The organism is uncultured Sphingomonas sp. (assembly GCF_964237155.1).
Taxonomy (GTDB): domain Bacteria; phylum Pseudomonadota; class Alphaproteobacteria; order Sphingomonadales; family Sphingomonadaceae; genus Sphingomonas.
Genome location: NZ_CAXSHH010000005.1, coordinates 1 through 20,574 on the forward strand (window position 1 = coordinate 1; position 20,574 = coordinate 20,574).

At 68.7% G+C, this 20,574-nt stretch carries 20 protein-coding genes; 12 read left to right on the forward strand and 8 right to left on the reverse strand.

Features of this window, described 5'->3' with window-relative positions; all coding sequences use genetic code 11:
• From ACFE71_RS02155 to ACFE71_RS02170, 4 genes are all read left to right on the forward strand, one after another.
• The coding region (locus ACFE71_RS02155; RefSeq protein ID WP_375427171.1) for an MFS transporter at window positions 1–623 on the forward strand (623 nt) is incomplete at its 5' end.
• A gap of 20 nt (window positions 624–643) precedes the next feature.
• Window positions 644–2,458 carry a flavin-containing monooxygenase gene (locus ACFE71_RS02160; protein ID WP_375427172.1) on the forward strand — a complete coding sequence of 605 codons (1,815 nt, stop codon included), beginning with the start codon at window positions 644–646 and terminating at the stop codon, window positions 2,456–2,458.
• Complete coding sequence (locus tag ACFE71_RS02165; RefSeq protein WP_375427173.1) at window positions 2,455–3,252, forward strand: SDR family oxidoreductase; 798 nt, start codon at window positions 2,455–2,457, stop codon at window positions 3,250–3,252. The genes ACFE71_RS02160 and ACFE71_RS02165 overlap by 4 nt, the downstream gene beginning before the upstream one ends.
• Window positions 3,253–3,275: 23 nt before the next feature.
• Entirely contained in the window at window positions 3,276–4,730 is a 1,455-nt protein-coding gene (locus tag ACFE71_RS02170) for an aldehyde dehydrogenase family protein (protein ID WP_375427174.1), read from the forward strand.
• 15 nt (window positions 4,731–4,745) lie between these two features.
• On the opposite strand, the gene ACFE71_RS02175 is transcribed toward ACFE71_RS02170, so the two are convergent.
• From ACFE71_RS02175 to ACFE71_RS02205, 7 genes are all read right to left on the reverse strand, one after another.
• Window positions 4,746–6,635, reverse strand: a complete 1,890-nt coding sequence (locus ACFE71_RS02175) for a biotin carboxylase N-terminal domain-containing protein (protein WP_375427175.1) — start codon at window positions 6,633–6,635, stop codon at window positions 4,746–4,748.
• Window positions 6,632–6,949, reverse strand: coding sequence for a hypothetical protein (locus ACFE71_RS02180; protein ID WP_375427176.1), 318 nt, complete (start codon window positions 6,947–6,949; stop codon window positions 6,632–6,634). The genes ACFE71_RS02175 and ACFE71_RS02180 overlap by 4 nt, the downstream gene beginning before the upstream one ends.
• Window positions 6,950–6,962: 13 nt before the next feature.
• Window positions 6,963–8,564 (reverse strand): carboxyl transferase domain-containing protein, encoded by a 1,602-nt coding sequence (locus ACFE71_RS02185; protein ID WP_375427177.1) that lies wholly within the window; start codon window positions 8,562–8,564, stop codon window positions 6,963–6,965.
• Window positions 8,561–9,688 (reverse strand): acyl-CoA dehydrogenase family protein, encoded by a 1,128-nt coding sequence (locus ACFE71_RS02190; RefSeq protein WP_375427232.1) that lies wholly within the window; start codon window positions 9,686–9,688, stop codon window positions 8,561–8,563. The genes ACFE71_RS02185 and ACFE71_RS02190 overlap by 4 nt, the downstream gene beginning before the upstream one ends.
• A gap of 120 nt (window positions 9,689–9,808) precedes the next feature.
• A complete protein-coding gene (gene thiS / locus ACFE71_RS02195) occupies window positions 9,809–10,819 on the reverse strand; it encodes a sulfur carrier protein ThiS (protein ID WP_375427178.1) in 1,011 nt (336 codons plus the stop codon).
• Between the two features lie 52 nt (window positions 10,820–10,871).
• On the reverse strand, window positions 10,872–11,471 hold the full coding sequence (locus ACFE71_RS02200; protein ID WP_375427179.1) for a hypothetical protein: 600 nt from the start codon (window positions 11,469–11,471) through the stop codon (window positions 10,872–10,874).
• Window positions 11,468–11,698, reverse strand: a complete 231-nt coding sequence (locus ACFE71_RS02205; RefSeq protein ID WP_375427180.1) for a hypothetical protein — start codon at window positions 11,696–11,698, stop codon at window positions 11,468–11,470. Before ACFE71_RS02205 ends, ACFE71_RS02200 begins: the two co-directional genes overlap by 4 nt.
• 77 nt (window positions 11,699–11,775) lie before the next feature.
• On the opposite strand from ACFE71_RS02205, the gene aroQ reads away from it, so the two are divergent.
• The 8 genes from aroQ (at window position 11,776) to ACFE71_RS02245 (ending at window position 19,294) form a co-directional block, all read left to right on the forward strand.
• Window positions 11,776–12,210 (forward strand): type II 3-dehydroquinate dehydratase, encoded by a 435-nt coding sequence (aroQ, locus tag ACFE71_RS02210; protein ID WP_375427233.1) that lies wholly within the window; start codon window positions 11,776–11,778, stop codon window positions 12,208–12,210.
• A gap of 13 nt (window positions 12,211–12,223) precedes the next feature.
• Window positions 12,224–12,724, forward strand: coding sequence for an acetyl-CoA carboxylase biotin carboxyl carrier protein (gene accB / locus ACFE71_RS02215; protein ID WP_375427181.1), 501 nt, complete (start codon window positions 12,224–12,226; stop codon window positions 12,722–12,724).
• Window positions 12,724–14,073 (forward strand): acetyl-CoA carboxylase biotin carboxylase subunit, encoded by a 1,350-nt coding sequence (gene accC, locus ACFE71_RS02220; protein ID WP_375427182.1) that lies wholly within the window; start codon window positions 12,724–12,726, stop codon window positions 14,071–14,073. The genes accB and accC overlap by 1 nt, the downstream gene beginning before the upstream one ends.
• A 235-nt stretch (window positions 14,074–14,308) precedes the next feature.
• Window positions 14,309–14,647, forward strand: a complete 339-nt coding sequence (locus ACFE71_RS02225; protein ID WP_375427183.1) for a P-II family nitrogen regulator — start codon at window positions 14,309–14,311, stop codon at window positions 14,645–14,647.
• A 136-nt stretch (window positions 14,648–14,783) separates the two neighbouring features.
• A complete protein-coding gene (gene glnA / locus ACFE71_RS02230; RefSeq protein WP_375427184.1) occupies window positions 14,784–16,193 on the forward strand; it encodes a type I glutamate--ammonia ligase in 1,410 nt (469 codons plus the stop codon).
• Between the two features lie 197 nt (window positions 16,194–16,390).
• On the forward strand, window positions 16,391–16,909 hold the full coding sequence (locus ACFE71_RS02235; protein WP_375427185.1) for a homogentisate 1,2-dioxygenase: 519 nt from the start codon (window positions 16,391–16,393) through the stop codon (window positions 16,907–16,909).
• Window positions 16,910–17,099: 190 nt separating this feature from the next.
• Window positions 17,100–18,074, forward strand: coding sequence for an aspartate carbamoyltransferase catalytic subunit (locus ACFE71_RS02240; protein ID WP_375427186.1), 975 nt, complete (start codon window positions 17,100–17,102; stop codon window positions 18,072–18,074).
• A 2-nt stretch (window positions 18,075–18,076) separates the two neighbouring features.
• Complete coding sequence (locus tag ACFE71_RS02245) at window positions 18,077–19,294, forward strand: dihydroorotase family protein (RefSeq protein WP_375427234.1); 1,218 nt, start codon at window positions 18,077–18,079, stop codon at window positions 19,292–19,294.
• Here ACFE71_RS02245 and ACFE71_RS02250 read toward each other — a convergent pair.
• On the reverse strand, window positions 19,291–20,574 hold the full coding sequence (locus tag ACFE71_RS02250) for a tetratricopeptide repeat protein (protein WP_375427187.1): 1,284 nt from the start codon (window positions 20,572–20,574) through the stop codon (window positions 19,291–19,293). The two genes, ACFE71_RS02245 and ACFE71_RS02250, sit on opposite strands and share 4 nt — an antisense overlap.

Genomic DNA, 20,574 nt, shown 5'->3' on the forward strand with positions numbered 1-20,574 from the left:
TCGACTCCGGCCAGATCGGCATCATCGTCCTGGGCGTCTTCGTGTCGGCGCTGCTCGGGGCGGCGCTCGCCCCAATCGTCTCGCGGCGGATCGGGAAGAAACGCGGCGCGATGATCGTCGGGCTGGTCGCGTTCATCGGCGCGCCCTTGCCGATCGTCCTGCGGCTCGCCGGGCTATTGCCGCCCAATGGCGATCCGTCCGTGTTCTGGCTGGTGCTCGCGACCACCACGCTCGACACCGCGCTGATCATCTGTTTCCAGGTGCTGACCGCCGCCATGATCGCCGATCTGGTCGACCGGGCGGAACTCCGCACCGGCCGCCGGTCGGAGGGCGTGTTCTTCGCCGCGATCACCTTCGTCAAGAAGACGGTGCTGGGCCTTGGCCTCATCGCCGCCTCCTTCGTGCTGACGCTATCGGCGTTCCCCGTCGGTGCCAAGGCGGGCGAGGTGCCCGCCGACACGCTGTGGCGGCTCGGGGCCTGGTACGTCCCCACCAGCCTCGCGCTCTGGCTATCGATGATCGCGGTGCTCAGCAGCTACCGGCTGGGTCGGGACGACCACGAGGACAACCTCCGCAAGCTTGCCGAGGCGAGGGCCGCCGCCCCGCCGCTCGCGCCCATCTGACCATCGACAGGAACGACGCCATGTCCACCAGCCCCCTCGATCTCGACGCACTGCGCGACCGCTACGCCCGCGAGCGCGACCTGCGCATCGCCACCGACGACTCGCAGCGCCAGTACCGCGACGTGGAGCAGGGGTTCGCTCACCTGCTCGACGACCCGTACGGTACCGCGCCGCCGCGCGCGCCGGTGAAGGAGGACGTGGACGTGTTCGTCGTCGGCGGCGGCTTTGGCGGCCTGCTGACGGGCGCGCGCCTGCGCGAGGCGGGCGTGAAGCGCATCCGCATCGCCGACGCGGGGTCCGACTTTGGCGGCACCTGGTACTGGAACCGCTATCCCGGCGCGGCTTGCGACATCGAGAGCTACATCTACTTCCCGCTGCTCGAGGAGACCGGCTACATGCCGGTCGAACGCTATTCCAAGGCCGACGAGATCCGCGCGCATTGCCGCCGCATCGCCGAACGATACGACCTCTATCGCGACGCGCTCTTCTCGACCCAGGTGAAAGGGCTGGAATGGGACGGCCCCGCCGCGCGCTGGACGGTGACCACCGACAAGGGCGACGTGCTCCGCGCGCGGTTCGTGGTCCTGACCACCGGCCCGCTCAACCGCCCCAAGCTCCCCGACATTCCCGGCATAGACCAGTTCGCGGGCCACGCCTTTCACACCAGCCGCTGGGATTATGCCTACACCGGCGGCTCGGCGACCGAACCGATGGCCAATCTCGCGGACAAGCGCGTCGGCATAATCGGCACGGGCGCGACCTCCATCCAGTGCGTCCCGCCGCTCGCGCGCGACGCCAAGCACCTCACCGTCTTCCAGCGCACGCCGTCGGGCGTCGACCCGCGCGACAACAGCATGACCGACCCGGAATGGTGGGCCGGCCTGCCGTCCGGCTGGCAAAAGGAGCGTACCGAGAACTTCTCGGCCCAGTTCACCCAGGCGCTTCCGCCGACCGACCTGGTGCGCGACGGCTGGACCGTCCTCGCCCGCGCGATGCGCGACAAGGTCGCGACGGCCGGTCCGGGGGCTGACTACGCCGCGCTCCACGACCTGGCCGATTTCGAGAAGATGCAGGGAACGCGCGACCGGGTCGACGCGGTCGTGACGGACCCGGCCACCGCCGAGGCGCTGAAACCCTGGTACAGCGTCTATTGCAAGCGCCCCTGCTTCTCCGACCTATACCTCCAAGCCTTCAACCGTCCCAATGTCTCATTGGTCGAGACCGGCCGCGCGGGCGTGGAGGCGATCACCCCGACGGGCGCGGTCGTGAACGGCGTCGAGCATCCGCTCGATTGCCTGATCTTCGCCACCGGCTTCGACACGTCGTCGTCCTACGCCAAGCGGTCGGGCGGGATGACGATCAGCGGCGTGGGCGGGCTGTCGCTCAATCGAAAATGGGAGAACGGTCTGTCGACGCTGCACGGGATGCACACGCGCGGCTTCCCCAACTGCTTCGTGATCAGCCAGAGCCAAGCGGGCATGTCGCCCAATTTCCCGCACATGATCTCCGAACAGGCGGCGCACATCGCGCACATCGTCGACCATTGCATGGACAAGGGCATCGGCGCGGTCGAGCCGACCGAAGAAGCGGAGTCGGCCTGGGTCGACACGATCGTCGCCGGGGTGATCGCTCGGCGCAAGCAGTTGGAGGATTGCACCCCGGGCTACTACAACAATGAGGGCCGCGACTCGGCCAACGCCGCCAAGAGTGGCGTGTTCGGCGCGGGTCCGATCGAGTTCGCCAAGCTGCTACGGCTATGGCGCGAGGGCGGCGACCTGGCCGGGCTGGAACTGGACGGCGAGAACGCCCGCACGGTCAAGGAGAACGCATCGTGAGCGGCGCCGGGACACGTAAGTCGATCTTCATCACCGGCGCGGCGTCGGGCATCGGCCGCGAGACCGCGCTGCTGTTCGCGCAAAAGGGCTGGTTCGTCGGCGGCTACGACGTCAATGCCGCCGGGCTGGAGGCATTGGAGGGCGAGATCGGGGCCGATGACGGTCTGTTCGCGCAGCTGGACGTGACCGACGCCGACGCTTTCTCGGCCACGATGATTGCGTTCGGCGAACGGACGGGCGGCACGCTCGACCTGATGCATTCCAACGCGGGCATCATCGGCGGGGGTATGTTCGACGAGCAGCCGTGGGACGAGATCGCCCGCGTCGTGAACATCAACTTCATGGGCGTGATGATCGGGACGCGTGCGGCTGTGCCGCTGCTGCGCGCCACTCCAGGCTCGCTGAACCTGATCACCTCCTCCTCCTCGGCGATCTGGGGAACGGCGGGGATCAGCGTCTATTCGGCCACCAAGCACGCCGTGCGCGGGTTGACGGAGGCGATCTCGATCGAGTTCAAGCGCTACGGCGTGCGCGCGGCCGACCTGCTGCCCGGCCTGATCGACACGCCGCTGATGTCGGACCGGATGCGCGAGCTGGCTCCCACCGAAGGCATGTGGCGGCTGGTCAAGCCGCGCGAGGTGGCCGAGCATGTCTGGCGCGCGTACCATGAGGATGTCCTGCATTGGTACGTGCCCGCCGAACTGCGCGAGTTCCATGCGCAGGTGGTCGCGGAGCCGGAGGTCGTGCGCGAGGAGCGGACCGCGCTGCTCGCGATGATGACCGCGGCCAGCTGAATTTCCCCCGAGAGGACTCGACCATGTCGATATTGGACAACGCGCCCGTGACGCCCGCGAACGAGGACGATGCCGCGATCGAGGCGCTCCATGCGGCGTTCGCGGTGCAAAAGGCCGCGTTCGACGTCGATCGCTCCCCCCCGATCGAGGTCCGGCGCGAGCGGCTTCAGATACTGATGGGAATGATGACGTCGAACCGCGAGCGGATCGCGCGCGCGGTCGCGGACGACTTCGGCGCGCACCCGGCGGGCCAGTCCGACCTGATCGAGGTGCTGGGGGTGATCGGCCGCGCCGCGCACGTGCTGGAGAACCTGGAAGCGTGGATGCGCCCCGACCCGCGGCACATCGACAGCGCGGTGTTCGGTTCCGCGCGTGCCGAGATGCGGCTTCAGCCCAAGGGCGTGATCGGCAACATGGTCCCCTGGAACTTTCCGTTCGACCTGTCGGTCGGGCCGATGGTCGAGATGCTGGCGGCGGGCAACCGCGTGATCGTCAAGCCGTCCGAATACACCCCCGCCTGCGCCGACCTGCTCGCGGAGATGGTCGCGGCGACGTTCGACCCCGACCTGGTCACGGTCGCGGTCGGCGGGCTGGAACTGGCGCGCGCTTTCTCGTCGGTGGCGTGGGATCATCTGCTCTACACCGGCAGCCCGGGCGTCGGGCGGCAGGTGATGGCGGCCGCGGCGGCGAACCTCACGCCCGTCACGCTCGAGCTCGGCGGCAAATGTCCAGCGATCCTGACGCCGGGATCGGTCACGGCGCGGAATATCGAGTCGGTGATCGGCACCAAGATCATCAAGAACGGCCAGATGTGCGTATCGGTCGACTACGCGCTCGTGCCGCGCGCCGAGATGGAGGCGTTCGTCGACGGGGCGCGTGCGTTCATGGCAGGCGCGTCGCCGGACTATTCGCGGTCCGACGACTGCACGGGCGTCGTGTCGGAGCGGCATCTGGCGCGGTTGTCCGACATGCTGGGCGAAGCGCGCGGCCGCCAGGTCCGCGTGGTGTCGCTCGACGGACGCGACGACGTCGACCCGGAGACGCGCCGCATGCCCATCTCGCTCGTTGTCGACCCGCCCGCCGACCTGCGCGTGATGCGCGAGGAGATATTCGGCCCCATTCTGCCCGTCGTCCCCTATGACGATTTGGAAGCGGCGGTGGCGGGGATCAACGCGGGCGACCGGCCGCTCGGGCTTTATGTGTTCGGCGATGACGAGGCGGTCACCGACCGGGTGCTGGACGCGACGCATTCGGGCGGGGCCGCGGTCAACACCTGCGCCGTGCAGAGCTCGCTGCCGTCGATGGGCTTCGGCGGATCGGGGATGAGCGGCATGGGCCGCCATCACGGCATGGAGGGCTTTCGCGAGTTCTCGAACCAACGTGGGCTTGTGGTGCGCGGGCAAGGCGACATGATCGACGCGTTCTATTCGAGCGCCAAGGGTTCGGCGGTCGCCGACGCCGCCCTCGCGCACGGCTGACCGGGGCGGGCGCGGCTAGGAGGGGTCCCGCTCCACCCGGACGAGCAGCGTCCCCTCGCTCACCTGCCCGCCCGCCTCCGCCGACAGCTCGGCGACCGTCCCGTCGAACGGCGCGGTCAGGCCATGCTCCATCTTCATCGCCTCCAGCGTGACGAGCTTCTGGCCGGTGACGACCGCATCGCCCACGCTCACATCGACCGCGATGATCCGGCCGGGCATCGGCGACAGGATCGCGCCGTCGGCGGCGGTGCCGGCGGTAATACCGGACGCTCGGAACGGTTCGATCGACCAAGTCTGCCCGGCTTCGGCGATCAGCACCCTCCTCGGCGAAGGCCGGGGCCCAGCCACGGCGGTCGGCGGCGACGCTCCTCGATCCCCACCGCGGCTGGGCCCCGGCCTTCGCCGGGGAAGCAGGACGGGCTGTCCGTCCACCGACGCCCGCACCTCGTCGACCGCGATCGCATTCAGCCGGAACCCGAAAAGCGGTTGATCGCCGACCAATACATCAGCCGCGTCCGCAAGCTTATCTTCGCCAGGTAGCGCGGGCGGCATCAATTCGTCGCCCTCACGCAGGATCAGGCCGGTATCGGCCACACCGGCCCTGAACTCCTTATTCAGACAAAGCTTCGCCAAAAAGCCGGCGTTCGTGCGTACCGGCCAAACCTCGACGTCGGTCAGCGCTTCCCAGAGCTCATCTATGGCGCGACGACGCGTCTTCTCGTGAACGATGATCTTGGCGATCATGGGATCGTAGAAGCCCGTGACCTCACCCCCTTTCTCCACGCCCGTATCGACACGGACGGAGTCCGGCAGGATCAGATGTTCAAGGCGACCGGTCGAGGGTAGAAACCCCGTCGCCGGATTTTCGGCATACAGCCGCGCCTCCATCGCCCAGCCGTTGATGCTCAGCTCCTCCTGCCGCTTGGGCAACCGCTCTCCGCTCGCCACCCGCAGTTGCCATTCGACCAGGTCCTGCCCGGTGATCTCCTCCGTCACCGGATGCTCGACCTGCAGCCGCGTGTTCATCTCCATGAAGAAGATACGGTCCGCCCGAAGCCCCTCGCTGGCGTCGGCGATGAACTCGATCGTCCCCGCACTCCGATAGTCGACCGCCTTGGCCGCGCGCACGGCGGCGGCGCAGACCTGCTCGCGCGTGGCCGCGTCCATGCCGGGCGCGGGCGCTTCCTCGATCACCTTCTGGTAGCGGCGCTGGAGCGAGCAGTCGCGCTCGAACAGATGGACAACGTTCCCGTGCGCGTCGCCGAACACCTGCACCTCGATATGCCGGGGCGACAGGATGTATTTCTCGATCAGCACCCGGTCGTCGCCGAAGCTGGACGCCGCCTCACGCTTGCACGAGCCGAGCGCGTCGAGGAACCCGGCCGCATCCTCGACACGCCGCATCCCCTTGCCCCCACCGCCCGCGACCGCCTTGATCAGCACCGGATAACCGATCGCGTCCGCCTCCGCCTGAAGCCGCTCCGGCGCCTGGTCCTCGCCCAGATAGCCCGGCGTGACGGGCACCCCCGCCGCGATCATCCGCGCCTTGGCCGCGTCCTTCAGGCCCATCGCGCGGATGCTGTCCGGCTTCGGCCCGACCCACACCAGCCGCGCATCGATCACGCTCTGCGCGAAGTCGGCGTTCTCCGACAGGAACCCATACCCCGGATGGATCGCCTCCGCTCCCGTCGCCAGCGCGGCGGCGACGATCCGCTCCCCCACTAGATAGCTCTCGCGCGCCGGACTCGCCCCGATATACACCGCCTCGTCCGCTTGGCGTACGTGCAGCGCGGTCGCGTCGGCGTCGGAGTAGACCGCGACCGTCCGAATACCGAGCCGCCGCGCCGTCCGGATCACCCGGCAGGCAATCTCGCCCCGGTTGGCGATCAGAAGGGACGCGATCATGGGCGGTTACGGCATGTAACGTCAGACGATAACGGCAGATATCGCGCGAGCAGGCGCTGACGCCGACGGGCGAGGGCGACGAAGATGACGGTCAAACCGCACAGCATCGCGGACCCGACTCCCGGATCCACTATCATCAGCATCTGCATCATAGCCGGTGCAAGCAGCAACCCGATCGTGACGGTAATGCCGAACTCCCCTTTAACTTCGTTTTTTTGGGTGGCGGTAAGAACCTCGATATGATGTAGAAGATAGTTGTCGAGCAACCACCAATCCAACTTGGCGGCTTTACGCTCCATCCAGTCGCCCATCATGACCTGCTCTCCCTCACATCCGGAACACCCCGAAGCGGGGAGCCTTCGGGATTGGCGCGTTGAGCGTCGCGGCGAACGCAAGCCCCAGCACGTCGCGCGTCTGCGCCGGGTCGATCACGCCGTCGTCCCACAGCCTTGCGGTGGCGTAATACGGATTGCCCTCGTCCTCGTACTTCCGCCGGACGGGAGCCTTGAACGCCTCCGCTTCGGCGTCCGTCCACTTATCCGCGTCGCGGTGGACGGTCGCCAGCACGCTCGCCGCCTGCTCGCCGCCCATGACGCTGATGCGGCTGTTGGGCCAGGTGAACAGGAACCGGGGCGAGTATGCCCGCCCGCACATGCCGTAATTGCCCGCCCCGAAGCTCCCGCCGATCAGCACGGTGATCTTGGGCACCGACGCGGTCGCGACGGCGGTGACGAGCTTGGCCCCGTGCTTGGCGATCCCCTCCGCCTCGTATCGCCCGCCGACCATGAAGCCCGATATGTTCTGGAGGAACAGCAGCGGCACGCGCCGTTGGCAGGCGAGTTCGATGAAATGCGCGCCCTTCTGGGCCGACTCGGAGAACAACACGCCGTTGTTCGCCAGGATTGCCACGGGCATGCCCCAGATATGCGCGAAGCCGCACACCAGCGACGCGCCGTATAGCGCCTTGAACTCGTGGAACTCGGACCCGTCGACCAGCCGCGCGATGATCTCGTGCACGTCGTAGGGCGCGCGGACGTCGCTCGGCACGATGCCGTACAGATCGGTCGCATCGTATTTGGGCGGGCGCGGCTCGCGCAGGTTTACGTCGGCCTGAGTCTGGGATGCGAGAGTCGAGACGATGTCGCGCACAATCGTCAGCGCGTGCTCGTCATTCTCGGCAACATGGTCGACCACGCCCGACCGTCGCCCGTGCGTGTCCGCACCGCCCAGTTCCTCGGCCGATATCACCTCGCCGGTCGCCGCCTTGACCAGCGGCGGCCCTGCGAGGAAGATCGTCCCCTGCCCCCGGACGATCACCGTCTCGTCCGACATAGCGGGGACATACGCGCCGCCCGCCGTGCACGACCCCATCACGCACGCGATCTGCGGGATGCCGAGCGCGCTCATGTTGGCCTGGTTGAAGAAGATGCGCCCGAAATGGTCGCGGTCGGGAAATACCTCCGCCTGATGCGGCAGGTTCGCGCCGCCGCTGTCGACCAGGTACACGCACGGCAGCCGGTTCTGCTCGGCGATCTCCTGCGCGCGCAGGTGCTTCTTGACGGTGAGCGGGTAGTAAGTGCCGCCCTTCACGGTCGCGTCGTTGCACACGATCATCACCTGCCGCCCAGACACGCGGCCGATGCCCACGATCATCCCCGCGCCGGGCACCTCGTCGTCATACAGCCCATTCGCGGCGAGCTGCCCGATTTCTAAAAACGGCGATCCCGGGTCGAGCAGCCGCTCCACCCGCTCGCGGGGGAGCAGCTTGCCGCGTGACGTATGCCGCTCCCGCGACTTCTCGTTCCCGCCCAGCGCGAAACGGGCGACGTCCGCGCGCAAGGTGTCGACCAACCCGCGATTATGCGCGGTGTTGGCGCGGAACGTCTCGCTCTCGACCGAGAGCTTTGTGTCGAGGACCGGCGCGCTCACTGCGCTACCGGTGCGTCGGCCCCGATCAGCTCGCGCCCGATCAGCATCCGCCTGATCTCGTTCGTCCCCGCGCCGATATCGAGGAGCTTGGCGTCGCGCAGGAACCGCTCGACCGGCCAGTCCTTGGTATACCCCGCCCCGCCCAGCGCCTGGATCGCTTCCAGCGCGACCTTCACCGCATTCTCCGACGCCAGCAGGATCGCGCCCGCCGCGTCGAACCGCGTCGTCCGCCCCGCGTCGCAGCTCCGCGCCACCGCATAGACATACGCCCGCGCCGAATTCAGCGCGACGTACATGTCGGCGACCTTGGCCTGCATCAGCTGGAACCCGCCGATCGCCTGCCCGAACTGCTTCCGCTCGCGGAGGTAGGGCAGCACCACGTCGAGGCATGCCTGCATGATGCCCAGCTGGATCCCCGCCAGTACCGCGCGCTCGTAATCGAGCCCGCTCATCAGCACGCCGACCCCGCCGTTGACCGGTCCCATGACCTGCGCGTCCGACACCTCGCACTCGTCAAACACGAGCTCGGCGGTGGGCGACCCGCGCATCCCCATCTTGTCGATCTTCTGCCCGATCGAGAAGCCGGGCATGTCGCGCTCGATCAGGAACGCGGTGATCCCGCGCGAGCCCTCGCCCGTCTTGGCATAGACGACCAGCGTGTCGGCATAGGCCGCGTTGGTTATCCAGAACTTGGTGCCGTTCAGCACGTACCCGCCTTGCACCGCATCGGCGCGAAGCTTCATCGAGACGACATCGGACCCCGCGCCGGCCTCCGACATGGCCAGCGAGCCGATATGCTCGCCCGAGATCAGCTTGGGCAGGTACTTGGCCTTCTGTTCGGGGCTCGCCCAACGCGCGATCTGGTTGACGCACAGGTTGGAATGCGCGCCGTAGGACAAGCCGATAGAGGCGGACGCGCGGCTGACCTCCTCGCAAGCGACCACATGCTCCAGATAACCGAGCCCGAGCCCGCCATCCTGCTCCGCCACCGTCAGCCCATGCAGCCCCAACTCGCCCATCGCCGGCCAAAGCTCGTCGCGCGGGAACCAATCCTCCGCGTCGATCCGCGCGGCCAGCGGCGCGATCCGTTCGGTCGAGAACCGGCGCGTGGTGTCGCGGATCATGTCCGCGTTCTCGCCCAACGCGAAATCGAAGTCGTTCAAGCCCGCTCTCCATTGCGGCCCGGCGTACGCGGGCCTTTGACGGCGCGGTCGATCATCGCCGCCCGCGCGTCAACCCCGGCCTCAGATCAGGCCCGCCAGCGGACTGGACGGATCGGCATAGCGCCGCTGACCCATCCGCCCCGCGCGGTAGGCGAGCCGCCCGCTCTCCACCGCCATCCGCATCGCCGCGGCCATCATGACCGGATCCTTGGCCTCGGCGATCGCGGTGTTCATCAGCACGCCGTCGCAGCCCAGCTCCATCGCGACGGCCGCGTCCGACGCCGTGCCGACCCCCGCATCGACCAGCACGGGCACGCCCGCGCCCTCGACGATCAGCCGGATGGTGACGCGGTTCTGGATGCCCAGCCCCGACCCGATCGGCGCGCCCAGCGGCATGATCGCGACCGCGCCGGCGTTCTCCAGCCGCTTGGCCGCGATCGGATCGTCGACGCAATAGACCATCGGCAGGAAGCCATCCTTCGCGAGCACCTCCGTCGCGCGGAGCGTCTCCACCATATCTGGATAAAGCGTCTTCGCCTCGCCCAATACCTCAAGCTTCACGAGGTCCCATCCCCCCGCCTCGCGCGCCAGGCGGAGCGTGCGGATCGCCTCGTCGCCCGTGAAGCAGCCGGCGGTGTTGGGCAGGTAGGTGAATCGCTTGGGATCGATGAAGTCGGTCAGCATCGGCGCTTGCCGGTCGGTGACGTTGACGCGCCGCACCGCCACCGTGACGATCTCCGCGCCCGACGCCTCCAAAGCGGCCGCGTTCTGCGCGAAGTCCTTGTACTTGCCCGTGCCGACGATCAGCCGCGACCGGAAGCTGCGGCCCGCGACCGTCCACAGGTCGGCGTCGATGGCCGGCTGGTGGTCGCCTCCTCCCACGAAATGCACGATTTCGATGTCGTCCCCGTCCTCCACGCACACCTGCGCCAGTGTGGATCGCGGCACCACCTCCAGATTGCGCTCGACCGCCACCTTCTCCGCGACGAGTCCGAGCTCGGTCGCAAGCTGCGCGATCGTCAGCCCGGCGGCGACGCGCTTATGCTCGCCGTTGACGGTAATGGAGACGGTGCCGTCGGTGTGCTGGTTCATGCGGGTGATCTAGGCGGTGCTGCGGCCCGGTTCAAATAGCAAAGCGCCTGGGTCAGTTCGGCTTGCGGTCGGGCACCTCATCGGATCCGAGCCATCGGCTTCCGCCTTCCATCGGTGCGTCCACCGCCAACGTCGACAGACCGCGCCCACGCCGGCCCATGGCTGCGACCACCGCATCGAAATCGACCAGCCCGGCCTCCGCCAGCGCCGCCAGCCACGACCGCGTCCACAGGATGTGCCCCGCCCCCAGACCCTGCAACCGGATTGCCAGTCGCCGATCCTCGACCAGCACCAGCGGCACCGCATCGGGCCGCGTCAGCCGGTCGATATTGCCGAGCGCCCAGCTCAGGGCGGCGTCGCCCAGCCCGCGAGTGGCGACCGGGTCCACTCCGCTCCGTTCGCGTTCCAGCGCATCGCGGTACACCGGCCCGATCGGCGTATCAGCCATGCCTATCCGAGAGTTATCGCCACCAAACCACGCGGCGAGCCGCGGGTGGTCGGACGCGTCCGGTTTGCGCAGGCACTCCAACCGCACGACATCCAGCACCACGACCAGCCGACCGAACAGCGCCAGGAGATCTAGTCGATCCGCGTGCGCCAGGCTGATCAACGGCCCGGCGTCAGGCAGGATCAGGTCGACGGATCGCGTCACGTTCCCGCTCCGGCGCTCTCCCGCAGCAACATGCCGACCACCCGCGCCTGCTCCCGTTCCTCAGGCCACAAGTCGGTCGAGAGCGGCACTCCGCTCAGCTCGGCCGCCTCGTACAGCTCGCCCAGCGTTTCGATCCGCGCGCGGCGCAACGCTTCACGATATCCGACCTCTCCGGCTTGCCAGGCGACCAGCAGGGCATGGAGCGTGGCGGGACGGGGAACAGGCATGGTGGCGAATGTAGTCGTCCGCCTCGCCCCGCTCAAGCGCGATGGCGGCCGCGCGCCGGACGCGCTACGCCGAAATTATGCCCGACACCGTCCTCGTCCTGAACGGCCCCAACTTGAACCTACTGGGTGTCCGCGAGCCGGAGATCTACGGCGACGACACGCTCGACGACATCGCAGGGATGCTGGAGAACCGCGCCCGCGAGCTCGGGCTGGCTGTCGACCTGCGCCAGTCCAATCACGAGGGCCATCTCGTCGATTGGCTTCACGAGGCGCAGGCGACGAGCGCGCGCGCGGTGCTGCTCAACGCGGGCGGCTTCACGCACACCTCCGTCGCGATCCACGATGCGATCAAGGCGGTCTCGACCCCGGTGATCGAGGTCCACCTGTCCAACCCGCACCGGCGCGAGGCGTTTCGGCACGTGTCGCTCGTCGGCCAGGCGGCGCGGGGAACGATCGCGGGGTTCGGGGCGCTCTCCTATCTCCTCGCGCTTGAAGCCGCCGCGCGCATCTGACAGTAGCGGGTCCATGACGGAACCGATACAAACGGCGATCCCGGCCGGACCGATGGAGGTCGATGTCGACCTGGTCCGCCAGCTCGCGGGCATCCTGGACGCGACGCAGCTGACCGAGATCGAGGTCGAGGACGGCCCACGCCGCATCCGCGTGGCGCGCAAGGCCGGACCCCAGGCCGCGCCCGCGCCGGTCCACTACGCCCCGCCCCAACTTGCCGCGCCGCTCCCCCCGGCCGTGCCGGCCGCGACCGAGATCGGCGCGCCCACCCCCGCGCCGGAAGCGAACGCCGTCCGCTCGCCGATGGTCGGCACCGTCTATCTCGCCGCCGATCCCGCGTCCAAGCCCTTCGCCGCCGTCGGAGAGCGGGTCGAGGCGGGCGACACGCTGCTGATCGTCGAAGCGATGAAGGTCATGAATCCCATCCTCGCCCCCGCCGCGGGCAGCGTCACCGCCGTGTTGGTGGTGAACGGCCAGCCCGTCGAGTTCGACCAGCCGCTGATCGTCGTCGCCTAATGCGGCCCATCAAGAAGCTGCTGATCGCCAACCGCGGCGAGATCGCGCTGCGCATCCACCGCGCCTGCCACGAGATGGGCATCAAGACGGTCGCGGTCCATTCCACCGCCGACGCCGACGCCATGCACGTCCGCCTGGCGGACGAGGCGATCTGCATCGGCCCGCCGTCGGCGACCGACAGCTACCTGAACGTCGCCAACATCATCTCGGCCGCCGAGATCAGCGGCGCGGACGCGATCCACCCGGGCTACGGCTTCCTGTCGGAAAACGCGCAGTTCGCCGAGATCGTCGAGCTCCACGGCATCCTGTTCGTCGGCCCCAAGCCCGAACACATCCGCACCATGGGCGACAAGGTCGAGGCCAAGCGCACGGCGGGCGCGCTCGGCCTGCCGCTCGTCCCCGGCTCGGCGGGCGCGATCGCCAATCTGGACGAGGCCAAGTGCGTCGCCGCCGAGATCGGCTACCCCGTCCTGATCAAGGCGGCGTCGGGCGGCGGCGGGCGGGGCATGAAGGTGGTGCCAAACGAGGACCAGCTCGAGACTCTGATGGCGCAGGCGGGCTCCGAGGCGAGGAACGCGTTCGGCGACGCGACCGTCTATATGGAGAAGTACCTCGGCAATCCGCGCCATATCGAGTTCCAGGTTTTCGGTGACGGAAACGGCCACGCGATCCATCTGGGCGAGCGCGACTGCTCGCTCCAGCGCCGTCACCAGAAAGTGCTGGAGGAGGCCCCCTCCCCCATCCTGCCCGCCGCCGAGCGCGACCGCATGGGCGGCGTCGTCGCCAAGGCGATGGCCGACATGGGCTATCGCGGCGCTGGCACGATCGAGTTCCTGTGGGAGGCGGGCGACTTCTACTTCATCGAGATGAACACCCGCCTTCAGGTGGAGCATCCGGTGACCGAGATGATCACGGGCATCGACCTCGTCCGCGAGCAGATCCGCGTCGCCGAGGGCTGCCCGTTGTCGGTCCGCCAAGAGGATGTCCGTTTCACCGGCCACGCGATCGAATGCCGCATCAACGCGGAGGACCCCCGCACCTTCGCTCCATCGCCGGGCAAGGTGGCGCAGTTCCACGCGCCCGGCGGCATGCATGTCCGCGTCGATTCCGGCCTCTATGCCGGCTATAAGGTCCCCCCCTATTACGACAGCATGATCGCCAAGCTGATCGTCTACGGCACCACCCGTGAACGCTGCATCGCTCGCCTCCGCCGCGCGCTGGAGGAGTTCGTGATCGAGGGCATGAAGACCACCATCCCCCTGCATCGCGCGCTGATCGAGGATCCGGAATTCCAGCGTGGCGAGTACACGATCAAGTGGCTAGAGGAGTGGCTGGCGGAGGAGAGGTAAGCCTCCGGGTGGCTGCTCGAGGGAAGATCGCGACGCTTACAAAGGAACAGCGCATGACGATGCGTCGGGGCGAGGTGGCGCGCGATCGGGCAACGCATCCGATGATGCCTCTTTCGCGGGCAGCGCGATCCATCTTCCTGGATCGTTTTTCGCGGTCGCCCGTGCGCTTCCCGGCTGGCACGATCGGTGCAACATCGGTTATGGGCGGACATCGGCAACCGGGGCGGGCGCATACGTGAAGAAGATCGAGGCGATCATCAAACCCTTCAAGCTCGACGAGGTGAAGGATGCGCTGCACGAACTGGGCGTGTCCGGCATCACCGTCACCGAGGCCAAGGGCTTCGGCCGGCAGAAGGGCCACACCGAATTGTACCGCGGGGCGGAGTACGTCGTCGATTTCTTGCCCAAGGTGAAGCTGGAGGTGGTCGTCACCGATCCCCTCGCCTCGCGCGTCGTCGAAGCGATCGCCGCGGCCGCGCAGACGGGCCGGATCGGCGACGGCAAGATCTTCGTCATCCCCGTCGAGTCCGCGCTCCGCATCCGCACCGGCGAGCGCGACGAGGACGCGATCTGACCTTAACTCTCCTCCCGCCTTGCGGGAGGGGTCGGGGGAGGGCCTATCGGCACGCACCCATCCTTTGATTGAACAGCCCCTCCCCCAGCCCCTCCCGCAAGCGGGAGGGGAGCAAGAAGTAAGAGGAACGAAGAACATGGCCACCGCACAGGAAGTCCTCGCCCGCATCAAGGAAGAAGAGATCGAATGGGTCGACCTCCGCTTCACCGACCCCAAGGGCAAGTGGCAGCACCTGACGATGGTCGCCTCGATCCTGGGCGAGGACGAATTCGAGGACGGGCTGATGTTCGACGGCTCCTCGATCGAGGGCTGGAAGGCGATCAACGAGTCCGACATGACGCTCAAGCCCGATCTGGACGCGGTCTATACCGACCCCTTCTCCGCCACGCCGATGCTGATCGTGTTCTGCGACGTGGTCGAGCCCGGCAGCGGCGAAAGCTATTCGCGCGACCCGCGCTCGACCGCCAAGAAGGCGGAGGCGTACCTGCTCGCCACGGGCGTCGGCGACACCGTCTATGTCGGGCCCGAAGCCGAGTTCTTCATGTTCGACGATGTCCGGTTCGAGAACAGCTACGCGACGAGCTATTACAAGATTGACGATATCGAGCTGCCGACCAACACCGGCCGCGAATATGAGGGCGGCAACCTCGCGCATCGCCCGCGCGCCAAGGGTGGATATTTCCCAGTCGCCCCCGTCGACTCGGCGGTCGACATCCGGGGCGAGATGGTCTCGACCATGCTCGAGATGGGCCTGCCCTGCGACAAGCATCATCACGAGGTCGCCGCAGGCCAGCACGAGCTGGGGCTGACCTTCGGTACGCTTACCACGACCGCGGACCGGATGCAGATCTATAAATACGTCGTACATCAGGTCGCCCACGCCTACGGCAAAACCGCGACCTTCATGCCCAAGCCGATCAAGGAGGATAACGGGTCGGGGATGCATACGCATTTCTCGATCTGGTCGGGCGGCCAGCCGAGCTTCGCAGGCAACGGCTATGCCGGCCTGTCCGAGATGTGCCTGTTCTTCATCGGCGGCATCATCAAGCACGCCAAGGCGCTGAACGCCTTCACCAACCCGTCGACCAACAGCTACAAGCGGCTGGTGCCCGGCTACGAGGCCCCCGTGCTGCTCGCCTATTCGGCGCGCAACCGCTCGGCCTCGTGCCGCATCCCCTACGGCACGGGAGCCAAGTCCAAGCGGGTCGAGGTCCGCTTCCCCGACGCGCTCGCCAATCCCTATCTCGCCTACGCCGCGCTGATGATGGCGGGGATGGATGGCATCCAGAACCGCATCCACCCCGGCGAGCCGATGGACAAGAACCTGTACGACCTGCCCCCCGCCGAACTCGCCGACATCCCGACCGTCAGCGCTTCCTTACGCGAGGCGCTCGACTGCCTGGCCGCCGATCACGAGTTCCTGCTGAAAGGCGACGTATTCACCAAGGATCAGGTCGAGGCTTACATCGCGCTCAAGTTCGAGGATGTGCATCGGTGGGAGATGACGCCGAGCCCGGTTGAATATGACATGTACTATAGCGGTTGAGGTCGGCAGCGGTTGAGGTCAGTAGCGCAGCTAATGACCGGTGCGGCGGGCGAAGCCCCGCCGTACAACCGCTGTCGGACGGCCTTGCTATAGCAAGGACCAACGGCGTGGCTTTGCCGCGTCGCTGCCCACCGAGGAAGCCCCGGGCGTTCCCTCACCAGCCGACCACGTCCGGCCGTTCCGCGAAGGACACGACCATGCGCCTCCTGACCACCACGCTCGCCTTGTCGCTGACCGCGACCGCTCCCGCCCAGACCAAGTCTCCCGAACCGAAATGCGTCGCCACCACTCCCGCGCTCCCGCCCGAGTTCGCCGGCTGGCTAGACCGCACCCCCCTTACGGCGGCGACCACCGCTCCGGCCGCAACTCGGGCCACCCTGACCGTCGGCAAGGCCGCCCAACTCCGCCTCTCCCCGACCCCGGCGGTCCGCTTCGCGCTCCGCCCCGAAAGGCCCGCCGCGCCCGACACCCACGCCGGCCTCGTCGCCTTCACCATCGCCCGCCCCGGCACCTACCGCGTCGCGCTCGGCGCGGGCATGTGGATCGACCTCGTGCGTGACGGTCGCGCAGTTCCCTCCACGACCCACCGCCACGGCCCGCCATGCGGCGGCATCCGCAAGACCGTCGACTTCCGCCTGACGCCCGGCCGTCACCTGATCCAACTATCAGGCGGCAAGGAGTCCAGCGTGACGGCCATGATCGCGGCAATCGGTTAAGAAGGCATGATCATGTCGGCGTCGAGCGGGTGGACATGCTCGGCGCGCGGCGTGAGTCGAGCGTGTTCGCGGTGCCGTGAGAATCGACACCTTGCTTCATCTGTTCGTCTCGTTAAACGGCGCGCTTATGGATCCGAAGCGATAACCCCCGCTTGCCGCCACCCCGCACCCCCGCTACCCCGCGCACTCGATGCCCCGCTCCGATCACCGCCCCTCCGCCATGATCCAGGGCGGCGCGGTGTTCCCGCATCGCCACCTCACCGGCATCGACGGCCTCCAGCCGCACGAGATCGCCTTCCTGCTCGACGAGGCCGAGAAGTGGATCGAGCCCCGCCCCGAACCCGATCGCCGCCTCGCCGGCCTTACCCAGATCAACGCCTTCTTCGAGAACTCCACCCGCACGCTCCTGTCTTTCGAAATCGCGGGCAAGCGACTGGGGGCGGACGTGGTCAACATGCACGCCGCGCAATCGTCGGTGAAGAAAGGCGAGACGCTGATCGACACCGCCCAGACGCTGAACGCGATGCGCGCCGACGTGCTCGTCATCCGCCACATGAGCTCGGGCGCGGTCCGGTTGATCGCGGACAAGGTCGACTGCCCCGTCCTGAATGCGGGCGACGGGCGGCACGAGCATCCGACGCAAGGGTTGCTCGACGCGCTCACCATCCGACGGCGGCGGGGAAGCATCGCCAACCAGCGCGTGGTCATTTGCGGCGACCTCCTCCACAGCCGCGTCGCCCGGTCGAACATCCTGGCGCTGACCGCGCTCGCCGCAGAGGTGCGCGTCTGCGCGCCCGCGACACTGATGCCCGCCGCGATCGAGCGTATGGGGGTCACGCCCTTCACCGATTTCGACCGCGCGATCGAGGGCGCGGACGTGGTCATGATGCTCCGCCTCCAGACCGAGCGGATGGACGGCGCCTACGTCCCTTCCCCGCGCGAATACCGGCTCCGCTACGGCCTCACGCCCGAACGGCTCGCGCGCGCGCCCGGCGCGCTCGTCATGCACCCCGGCCCCATGAACCGCGGCGTCGAGATCGATTCGAGCGTCGCGGACTGCCCGCAGTCGGCGATCACCGAGCAGGTGGCGATGGGCGTCGCGGTCCGCATGGCCTGCCTCGACGTCCTTACCCGTCGCGCGCGCGGCGTGGAGGGGTGGTCGTGAGCATGACCGCGTTCGTCAACGCCGAACTGGTATGCCCGGTCGTGGGCGTCCGTCGGGGCGGGTTGCTGGTTCAGGACGGCGCGATAGCGGCGGTCGGCACGGTCGACGTGCCGGAGGGCGCGGCGGTGGTCGATTGCGGCGGCCTCCCTCTCGCCCCCGGCATCGTCGATCTGGGCGTTTTCGCGATCGACCGCCGCGCCTTTCGCGCCGGCGGGATCGTCCGCGTCGCGCTCATGCCCGACCAGTCGCCCCCGCTCGACGACCCCGGCATCGTCCAGCGCGCCAGTCTGATCGGCAAGCCCGATCTATGGATCCACCCCATCGCCGCCGCCACGCGCGGGTTGAAGGGCGGGGAGCTGGCCGAGCTCGCATTCTGCCGGGCGGGCGGCGCGCGCGCGGCGGGCACGGGCGCGCGCTGGATCGCCGATGCGGGCGTGATGCGCCGCCTGCTCCACTACGCCCGCGATCTCGACCTGGCGGTGATCGCGCACAGCGAGGACGCCGGGCTCACGGGCGGCGCGGTCGCGACGGAGGGCGAGACCGCGACCCGCCTGGGCCTCCCCGCCGCCCCCGCGCTCGCCGAGGCGCTCGCGGTCGCCCGCGACCTCCTGCTCGCGGAGGAGACCGGCGCGCGGCTCCATCTGCGCCAGGTGACCACCGCCGCCGCGCTCGACCTCGTCCGCGCGGCCAAGCGCCGGGGCGTCCTCGTCACTTGCGGCATCACCCCTGCGCATCTGTTCCTGTCCGACATCGCGGTCAGCGACTTCCGCACCTTCGCCCACCTATCGCCCCCTTTACGCGACGAGGCCGACCGCCGGGCCTGCCTCGTGGCCGTGGCGGACGGGACGATCGACGTGCTGTGCTCGGGCCACCAGCCGCACGGACCGGAGGCGAAACGCCTGCCCTTCGCCGATTCGGAGGCGGGCATGGCCGGGGCGGAGACGTTGCTCGCGCTGTGCATGGGCCTGGTGCGCGACGGCCGGCTGGCGCTCGACGGTTTGTTCGCGATGCTCGCGCGGAACCCGGCGCGGGTGCTCGGACTCGACGCCGGGACGCTCGAGGTCGGGGCGCCGGCCGATCTGCTGCTGTTCGATCCCGACGCGCCGTGGCGTATCGACGCCGAACTGTATGAGGGTCTGGCCGGCAACACGCCCTTCGACGGCCTGCCCGTCCAGGGCCGCGCGCTCCGCCTGTGGAAGGGCGGGCGCGAAATTCCCTAACGCGACGCCGTCTGCACACCGGGTCGGCGCAGCCACTGCGCCGTCCGGTCGCCCGCGCCCACGCGTACGAAGCATGCGCCACCCGCCGCCTGGTACCGGCGGCAAGTCGACGCCGCGTCGGCGCGCGTGAAACCGCCGATCGACAGCCGGTAGAACACCCGGTCACCCGTCCGGAACATGGCCCCCGTCGGCGTCCGTCCCTGGAACGGGGCGAAGCGCCGCGTCGCGCGACCCCATGCGTCGCGCGCCACCCCGACCGACTCGAAAGCGCCGAGCTGAACGTAGAAGGCACCCGTGGCCGGTGCGGTGCCGGGACGCGTAGCGATAACCGGCGGCGTTTGCGGTTTGGCCGGAACCGCGACCTTGATCGCGTCCGACGATGGCCGGATCGTCGCGACGGGCAGCGCCTGCACGACCTCCCGGCGATCGGCGAACACGATCCGCGCGGGCCGTGGCGTCGTCGGGGCCATAGTCGGGGCGATCGTGGCGACGACGGACGGCGGCGCGACCGGGTCGGCCGCGGCCGTCAGCACCGGCGACGGCGCGACGACGGCCGGCGCGTTCAGCGCCAGCGCCACCGGCCGCCCGACATCGGCGACCGCCGTCACGCCCAACAGGTGCGCGACCTGGTCCGACGCGGCGCGCGGCTGCGCGAACGCGGCCCATTGCATCATGCGCGCATCGACGTCGCCCGGCGACAGGTCGGCCTCGGCGACGGCCTTGGCCATCCCCCACCGGCCCGCCATCGCCAGCGACAAGGCCAGGTTCTGGCGCGTCTTGGCCACGGCGCCCGGCTGTCGCGCGACCTGCGTCAGGAACGCGACCGCGCCCGCGGGATCGCCCGCCAGCGCCATCGCCAGCCCCCGATCGGCGTCCGGAATCACCCCGGCATGCGCGTCCAGCGTCCGCCGCGCGGTCGACCAATCACCCATGGCGATCTGCGCCAGCGCCAGGCCCAGCGCCGCGCGTCCGGCCCCCGGGTCGAGCCCGACCGCCTCCTCCAACGTCGCCCGCGCGGAGGCGAAGCGCCCCGCCTGCAGGTAGCTCCGGCCCAGCAGCGCCCGGTGCGCGGCGTCGCGTGGCGCCAACCTGACGGCTTCCTCCGCCAGCGTCACCGCACGGGCGGCGTCGCGCTTGCCCAGCGCCTTGGCCGCCTTGTTCGCGATCGACGCCGCCGCCTTAGCACCACCCGCCGCATTGCGCGCGGACGCGACGGCGACCGACCCTCCTGCCAGCATCAGCACGGGCAGCGTCATGTTCACCAGGGTGCGCATGTTCAT

Bases quoted from the DNA above. Each gene is read 5' to 3' on its own strand.
- ACFE71_RS02160 (WP_375427172.1), top strand. From the start codon at position 644: ATGTCCACCAGCCCCCTCGATCTCGACGCACTGCGCGACCGCTACGCC.
- ACFE71_RS02170 (WP_375427174.1), top strand. From the start codon at position 3,276: ATGTCGATATTGGACAACGCGCCCGTGACGCCCGCGAACGAGGACGAT.
- ACFE71_RS02175 (WP_375427175.1), bottom strand. From the start codon at position 6,635: ATGATCGCGTCCCTTCTGATCGCCAACCGGGGCGAGATTGCCTGCCGG.
- ACFE71_RS02180 (WP_375427176.1), bottom strand. From the start codon at position 6,949: ATGATGGGCGACTGGATGGAGCGTAAAGCCGCCAAGTTGGATTGGTGG.
- ACFE71_RS02190 (WP_375427232.1), bottom strand. From the start codon at position 9,688: ATGATCCGCGACACCACGCGCCGGTTCTCGACCGAACGGATCGCGCCG.
- thiS (WP_375427178.1), bottom strand. From the start codon at position 10,819: ATGAACCAGCACACCGACGGCACCGTCTCCATTACCGTCAACGGCGAG.
- ACFE71_RS02205 (WP_375427180.1), bottom strand. From the start codon at position 11,698: ATGCCTGTTCCCCGTCCCGCCACGCTCCATGCCCTGCTGGTCGCCTGG.
- aroQ (WP_375427233.1), top strand. From the start codon at position 11,776: ATGCCCGACACCGTCCTCGTCCTGAACGGCCCCAACTTGAACCTACTG.
- accB (WP_375427181.1), top strand. From the start codon at position 12,224: ATGACGGAACCGATACAAACGGCGATCCCGGCCGGACCGATGGAGGTC.
- accC (WP_375427182.1), top strand. From the start codon at position 12,724: ATGCGGCCCATCAAGAAGCTGCTGATCGCCAACCGCGGCGAGATCGCG.
- glnA (WP_375427184.1), top strand. From the start codon at position 14,784: ATGGCCACCGCACAGGAAGTCCTCGCCCGCATCAAGGAAGAAGAGATC.
- ACFE71_RS02235 (WP_375427185.1), top strand. From the start codon at position 16,391: ATGCGCCTCCTGACCACCACGCTCGCCTTGTCGCTGACCGCGACCGCT.
- ACFE71_RS02240 (WP_375427186.1), top strand. From the start codon at position 17,100: ATGCCCCGCTCCGATCACCGCCCCTCCGCCATGATCCAGGGCGGCGCG.
- ACFE71_RS02245 (WP_375427234.1), top strand. From the start codon at position 18,077: ATGACCGCGTTCGTCAACGCCGAACTGGTATGCCCGGTCGTGGGCGTC.
- ACFE71_RS02250 (WP_375427187.1), bottom strand. From the start codon at position 20,574: ATGAACATGCGCACCCTGGTGAACATGACGCTGCCCGTGCTGATGCTG.